General features: G+C 68.2%; 7 protein-coding genes and 1 pseudogene. 3 read left to right on the top strand and 5 right to left on the bottom strand.

Translation table 11 applies throughout. The features are described from left to right. The 5 genes from VN520_RS30850 to VN520_RS30870 all read right to left on the bottom strand — a co-directional run. Positions 1 to 1,541 (bottom strand): LGFP repeat-containing protein (locus VN520_RS30850; RefSeq protein WP_414719998.1); only part of this gene is annotated, 1,541 nt, incomplete at its 3' end. After that, entirely contained in the window at positions 1,538 to 1,972 is a 435-nt protein-coding gene (locus VN520_RS30855; RefSeq protein WP_325750236.1) for a hypothetical protein, read from the bottom strand. The genes VN520_RS30850 and VN520_RS30855, both read right to left, overlap by 4 nt. A gap of 350 nt (positions 1,973 to 2,322) precedes the next feature. Continuing rightward, positions 2,323 to 3,612, bottom strand: a complete 1,290-nt coding sequence (locus tag VN520_RS30860) for an acyltransferase (RefSeq protein ID WP_325750237.1) — start codon at positions 3,610 to 3,612, stop codon at positions 2,323 to 2,325. Between the two features lie 233 nt (positions 3,613 to 3,845). Beyond that, positions 3,846 to 4,004 carry a hypothetical protein gene (locus VN520_RS30865; protein ID WP_325750238.1) on the bottom strand — a complete coding sequence of 53 codons (159 nt, stop codon included), beginning with the start codon at positions 4,002 to 4,004 and terminating at the stop codon, positions 3,846 to 3,848. A 121-nt stretch (positions 4,005 to 4,125) separates the two neighbouring features. Continuing rightward, positions 4,126 to 4,641, bottom strand: coding sequence for a GtrA family protein (locus VN520_RS30870; protein ID WP_325750239.1), 516 nt, complete (start codon positions 4,639 to 4,641; stop codon positions 4,126 to 4,128). Positions 4,642 to 4,742: 101 nt separating this feature from the next. Here VN520_RS30870 and VN520_RS39740 point away from each other — a divergent pair, with 101 nt between their 5' ends. From VN520_RS39740 to VN520_RS30880, 3 genes and pseudogenes are all read left to right on the top strand, one after another. Continuing rightward, a complete protein-coding gene (locus VN520_RS39740; RefSeq protein WP_414720000.1) occupies positions 4,743 to 4,973 on the top strand; it encodes a helix-turn-helix domain-containing protein in 231 nt (76 codons plus the stop codon). After that, positions 4,970 to 5,311 carry a helix-turn-helix domain-containing protein gene (locus VN520_RS39745; RefSeq protein WP_414720001.1) on the top strand — a complete coding sequence of 114 codons (342 nt, stop codon included), beginning with the start codon at positions 4,970 to 4,972 and terminating at the stop codon, positions 5,309 to 5,311. The genes VN520_RS39740 and VN520_RS39745 overlap by 4 nt, the downstream gene beginning before the upstream one ends. A 560-nt stretch (positions 5,312 to 5,871) precedes the next feature. After that, positions 5,872 to 6,331, top strand: a pseudogene (locus VN520_RS30880) (5-(carboxyamino)imidazole ribonucleotide synthase); the annotation flags it as partial.

Raw genomic sequence — 6,331 nt, forward strand, 5'->3', positions numbered from 1 at the left:
TAGCCCATGGCTCCGCCTTCGCCGCCGGCTCGGGTCCAGGCGGTGGAGATGGCCCCGGACACGGCTCGGGTGCCGGCATCGGGGTGGGAGTAGAGGGTGCCGCCCTGAAACTGCTGTTTGCAGCCTCTATCGGGCAGTCCGTACACCTGGTCGCCGGTGGCGTAGCCGAGGGGGCCCTTCTCGAAGCCGAGACGGATCCATTCGGTGTGGATAGCGCCGGTGAGTGCGTGGGCGCCGGTGGCAGCGGTCTGGTAGATCCGTCCGCCTTGGAACACCTGGCCGCAGCCGCCGTCCTTGAGTCCGCAGATCAGACCCGACGTCGGGTAGCCGAGACGGCCGTTCTCGGATCCAGCAGCGACCCATGTGTCATGGATGGCGCCGGTGAGTGCGCGGGTACCGGTGGCAGCGGTCTGGTAGATCCGTCCGCCTTGGAACACCTGCCCGCAGCCGCCGTCCTTGAGCCCGCAGATGACCTCGCTCGTCGGGTAACCGAGCGGACCTCCTTCGCGCTGGGCTCCCCACGTGGAGAGGTACGGCTCGATGACCGCGTGGACGCCGGTGGCGGCTGACCAGTAGAGCGTTCCGTTCTGGAACACCTGGCCGCAGCCGCCGCCGGACAGGCCGCAGATCACCCAAGAAATCGTCGGACCAAGTGGTCCGGACGCGCCCCCGCGAGCCGCGTAGGCCGAGAGAAGGGCGTCGCCACCGGGAGACTGGGTGGAGCCGAACCAGTCCGTGTAGTAGAGCCAGAAATTGCGATTGCCGTACGCTGAGCACCCATCCCCGGTGCCGTAGCCAGCCCGTAGTGCCGCGGCGTTGGGGCGGTAGGGCGTGTAGATGTACAGGCCCGCGGTCGCTTGGTTAGCGATCCACACCTGAGAGGTTCCGCAGGCGCTGTTCGGCGACCAATGTACGGTGTTCATGACGCCGGCACGGTAGGAGTACCTCGACGGATACGTCGCGTAGCGCTGGTACTGGCGAGCAGCTGAGTAGACCTGGTTGTAGAAGCCGTAGTACTGGGTGTCGCATGCGGCTGTGTCAGGACAGCCCATACCGGCGGCGATCTGGTATTTGCGCGATGTCAGGCTGGCGCCGGACGCGGTCAGCAGGCCCTGTTCCTTCTGCAGCAGGACCATGAGCACCTTCGGGCTCATGTGGCAGGCCTGTCCAACCTTCCAGATGATGGTCCCGGCCGATTCGCCGGCCGCCCCCCAGTAGGTGCCGTCACAGATGCCGTCCGCATACCGCGTGACCGTGTTCTCGCGGTAGTCCTTGAGGCAGGGGATGCTGCCGTTGGCCCGGCAGTGCGCGCCCTTGGCGACGATGAAGTCCTGCGTCTGCTGGGCGGTCAGCGCGTTGTGGTCGAAGAACATGGCGTCGCTGATGATGTTCCCCGCGTTGAACTGGCTGGTGTCTGCCGCCAGTGCGAGGCCCGAGCGCAGCGGGTCGCGGTCGGTAGACACGGCCAGTACGGTGCCGATGGCGCACGAGACCACGACGAATGTAAGGACGGCGCGTGCCCGGATGAGAAGGCGACTCATCGGACCGTGACCTCCAGAGCGCCGCTTCTGCCCTCGGCGCTGGCAGAGGAGTAGCTCAGCCGCGCTTCCCAGGTGCCGGGGGCAAGGGTCGTCCCCGTCTCCAGCAGGCCGCAGGAGGTCGTCGTGGCGTCCGCGCCGGCCAGTGACTCGACCGTGATCACCGTCTCGTTCTGGCTGAGCGTCAGGGTGCAGGTGCCGCCGTCCTCGATGAGACCGGCCACGAACCCGCTCGCCTGCAGCGTTCCCGCATGCTCATCGAGCGTCGCGTAGGTGAGCACTACGTCGACAGCTCCACGTGGGCGTTCGACGAGTGCGTCGGTTGCAACTTCTGAGGGTTCGGCCTTGAGCGTGTAGGGCGCCGAACCGGCGACCGCACCTCCGCCCGGCGCCGTCTCATCGAGCAGGCGCGTCGAGAGCAGGATGGCGACCATGGCTGCGGCTCCTGCAGCCGCGATGCCCGACACCAGTACAGCTCCTCTACGCCGACGGGGATTGGAGAACAAGGGACCTCGCAATCGATTCAAGAGCTCCGTCGCTTCCCACGGGCATCGAGCACCCCCTTCTGCACGGTGCGGACGTCGGAACCACACCACCGGTTTCACTCCTCGTGATTGCAGGATGACATAAAGCAACCACATGCCGGGGGATATGGGCAGCGACTCCACGGGGGGCCGCCTCACGTCCGCGGGCTCCCAGCGTCCTGTCGCACACCACCTCGGTGGACGCCGCCTGACGGACGTCCCAGTTGAGGGTTTGGCGGGTCGGCGCCTCCCCGCATGAGTCAGTCGTGAACTGCCATGGGGGCTGGCAAGCGGACAGAGGTTCGCGTATCGGTCATCCGAGGCCGGGGGGTCTCCTGGCGCGCGGCGATGTGGGTCGCGGGACCATCGGACATGCCAGGCAAAGCCCTGTGAGCGCCGGTCCGCGGAGAACCGTCGGCATCGGAGGTGCGCTGGAGGCTGGCTAGCATGGCATGACGCAAGCGTCCGCCGAGAGGGCGCTCGACTGCGTAGTGGATGCCTGCCGCCAGGACGAGAGCGGAAAGGCCGGCGATTGCCAGTACCAGCCAGGGGTTCAAGGTTTCGCGCAGCGAGTTCACGATAAAGAGCCCGAGGCGCTCATGGACGAGGTACAGCGGGTACGTGAGTGCCCCCAGAACGCTCATCCAGCCTGCCGTGCACCGGCTCAATGGCGTCAGGACAACCAGCGCGACCAGCCCGAAGCAGGCGAGGGAGAACCCGGCGACCAGAACCTTGGAGGGAGCCCACCCGGTCGCGACCATGATGGAGTCGGGATAGTGCCCCAGCGCGAAGTAGAGGGCGAAGATGCTTTGGAGTCCCACTAGCAGCCAGGTGCCCAGGTCGTGGCCATCCCGATAAATGACGTACAGAAGCATCCCGCCGGCGAAAAAGGGGGCGTAGTCGGCGATAAGCAGGGTGCTCAACATGGCCTGACCCGCCTGCTGTGCGATGACGGCCAGGACCGGCCAGAGCGTCGCGAACGCCAGGACCCGTTGCCTTGTGATGCCGACGAGCATGAAGAGCGCTACGAGCAGGTAGAAGCGTGCTTCAGCCCACAACGTCCAGTACGGGCCGTCGAGATTGTGGGCGCCGAAGGCACCCTGCACCATCGTGAGGTTCAACGCGGCCTCGGCCTCGGTCGGCGGCCGTCCGTCGACGACGGACCCTTCAGGCCATACCACGAAGGCGATCACGGCGGCGATGGCCACTGCTGTCCAGTAGGCGGGAAACAGGCGACCGACGCGCGAGGCCAGAAATTGTGGAACGTCACGTTCCCAAGCTGTCAGGAGGATGACGAAGCCACTGATCACGAAGAACAGCGGCACTCCCATGGTGCCGTAGGACGCCCAGCGGGCGACCCTGTCCAACTCCGCTGGCGCGCGACCGCCCCACCCTGGAGTGATCCCGGTGTAGTGGAAGGCGACGACGCTCAGAGCAGCAATGAATCTTAGGGCGTCCAAGGCTCCTAGGCGGGCCGTACGACCACCAGTCGCATGCGAGACGGGCACGATCTTTGATCTCCTCGTGTCTTCAACGAGCACGTCGCTCATGGCAGCTCGGGCCGGGCGTCCGACTCCCTACGGCCGGCTGCCATCGACGCTACCTAACTCAACGCATCGGTCATATGACGAAGCGCTACAACGGGACCGGTTCGTCACACGCGTCCCTGCCGTTCCGTTCGACGCGCCGGCGGCGAGGCAAGTCGTCCGGATGACTGGTGCCCCGATGCCGCTTCGTGGACCGGGGCACCGGGCCTCCCCTCGTCGCCAGCGATCCGGGGCGGTCAGCTCGCCGGGATGACGCACTGTGCGGCGATCACCCGGCCGGTGCGAGTGCTGACCGCCGATCCCGGCGAGTCGGCGGCCCTATCGCTGCCGCCGTCCGCTTCAGCGACGACGGCGACCGACATCGGGTCGACGGTGCCGCCGCGGACGGTCAGCAAACGCCACGACGTCCCCTACGCGTCAGCCTCGTCCCAGGCATCGCCTCCGACGTGGCCATGCAGCTCGCCACCGACGCCGTCCAGCTCTTTGACGACGCCGGTTCTGTTGGTCCGGCTCGGGTCAGCCCCGACCGGATCCGGCCGGGGTGTGTCCCGGTACGGCCGCCAGCGCCGGTTCACCGACGGCGGGTGGCGTCCCGACCGGGAAGATCCAATGCCGGTAGACCAGCCAGCGGATGACGGTCCCGGTCGCGATCGCCCCGACGTTGGCCAGCTGCAGCACCAGCGGCGACTCCTGCGCCAGCGGGTAGCGCACGATGCCCACGATCGTCAGGCTCAGCAGCAACGTGGCCACGTTGACCAGCAGGAACCGCAAGTACTCGCGTTGAAGCCCTGTACGGGCGCGGCGGGCAAAGGACCAGAACCGGTGGCCGAGGAAGGCGAGCGTCGTCGACACGAGGCCAGCGACCAGCTTGGCGGTGAGGGCCCCGGTCCCGAAGTGCGCGTAGAGCAGGTGGAAGACGGCGAGGTCGAGGACGAAGCAGGCAGCGCCCACGACGCCGAAGGCGCCCAGTTCCCGCACCAGGCGGCGCTCCCCGTCGCACAGGAGCCGGCGCAATCTCCCACGCGACCCCATGCGAGCACTGTACGAGCCGGTGGCCGGTGCGCCGGCCGCTCGTCCACCCGGTCGGGCTAGTGCCCTGACCACAAACCTTGCTGGTGGGTCGATGCTGGTGCATGGCCGAGCGCGTAAAAGCAAGGCGCCTTTCGGATGAGGAGGGGCAGCGGCTGCTGCGGGTCGTGCGCCGCGGAGAGCCGAAGGCGACCAAGAGCGTGATCCGCTACCGGCGGGCGATGGTGGTGCTGGCCTCGGCCAGCGGGAACAGCGATTCGGCGATCGCCCAGCTGGTCGCGGCCGATGAGGACACCGTGCGGGAGGTGATCCACCGGTTCAAGGAACTGGGATGAGGGCGCTGGACCCTCGATGGGCGGGTGGCCGTCCCCGCCGGTTCAGCGCTGAGGACGAGGCCTTTCTCGTCGAGACGGTCACCACCCGCCCGGGCAAGGTCGGGCAGCCGTTCACCCACTGGAGCCTGCGCAGGCTGGTCGCCTACTTGGCCGACAACCCGCACCGGATCGTGCGCATCGGCCGGGAACGGGCACGCCGGCTGCTGGCCGACCACGAGCTCACCTATCAGCGAACCAAGACCTGGAAGGAGTGCCCGGACCCCCGACCGGGAGACCAAGCTGGCCCGCATCGAGGAGGTCCTCCCCCAGCATCCGGATCGGACCTTCGCCTTCGATGAGTTCGGCCCGCTGACCTTCCAGCCCGTCCCCGGAACCGGCTGGGCGCCGAAGGGCTGACCACACCGGCTACCGGCGAACCATCACAAGACCGCAGGGGTGCGGTACTTCCACGGCTGCTACTCGATCGGGGAGAACCGGTTGTGGGGGCGTGGTTCACACCCACAAGGGCGCGGCGAACTCCCTGGCCGCGGTGCGCTCGATCCGTGCCGCTCGACCCGACGGCGACCCCGTCAACGTGATCTTGGACAACCTGTCGGCGCACAAGGGCCCCAAGATCCGCGCCTGGGCCCCCGGCACCCCGTCGAGATGGACCTCACCCCGACCTACGCCTCGAGGGCCGATCCGATCGAGCCGCACTTCGGTCGCTGCACGCCCATCTGCAATGCCCAACGCCCGTCATCCCGACGTGCTCGCCGCCCAACGCCGCGAACGCGCCCGGGTCCGTGGTGAGCGTCACCGGCGCTGGGGCCAGCCCCGGCAACGAACCGCAGCCTCATGACACCGCTGTCATTCACCACACCGGCGAACATCCGTGGTCAGGGCACTAGCCTTCGATATCGTGGCGGCACCTCTGCACCCCAGGACGGGACTTCCTGTGATCGCCATGGTCGGCGGCGGTCAGTTGGCCCGCATGACCCATCAGGCCGCGATCGCCCTCGGGCAGTCGCTGCGGATCCTGTCCGCCGGACCGGACGAGTCCGCGGCGCTGGTGGCGTCCGAGGTCCAGCTCGGCGACCACGGGGAGCTCGCGGACCTCCAGCGGCTGGCCGAGGGCGCCACCGTGGTCACCTTCGACCACGAGCACGTGCCGACCGAGCACCTGCGCACGCTCGTCGAGGCCGGGCACCGGGTCGCGCCGCCACCCGAGGCGCTCCTGCACGCCCAGGACAAGCTCGTGCTGCGCAGGGCACTGGCCGCCGCCGGTGAGCCGCAGCCCGCGTGGGCGGAGGTCGGGTCGGCGGCCGACGTCGCGGCCTTCGCCGGCGTCCACGGCTGGCCGGTCGTGCTCAAGACCCCGC

This window comes from Streptomyces sp., from assembly GCF_035563135.1.
Lineage (GTDB): Bacteria > Actinomycetota > Actinomycetes > Streptomycetales > Streptomycetaceae > Streptomyces.

Excerpts from the sequence above, each read along its gene's own strand:
- VN520_RS39740 (WP_414720000.1), top strand. The coding sequence starts at position 4,743 with ATGGCCGAGCGCGTAAAAGCAAGGCGCCTTTCGGATGAGGAGGGGCAG.
- VN520_RS30855 (WP_325750236.1), bottom strand. The coding sequence starts at position 1,972 with ATGGTCGCCATCCTGCTCTCGACGCGCCTGCTCGATGAGACGGCGCCG.
- VN520_RS30860 (WP_325750237.1), bottom strand. The coding sequence starts at position 3,612 with ATGAGCGACGTGCTCGTTGAAGACACGAGGAGATCAAAGATCGTGCCC.
- VN520_RS30870 (WP_325750239.1), bottom strand. The coding sequence starts at position 4,641 with ATGGGGTCGCGTGGGAGATTGCGCCGGCTCCTGTGCGACGGGGAGCGC.
- VN520_RS39745 (WP_414720001.1), top strand. The coding sequence starts at position 4,970 with ATGAGGGCGCTGGACCCTCGATGGGCGGGTGGCCGTCCCCGCCGGTTC.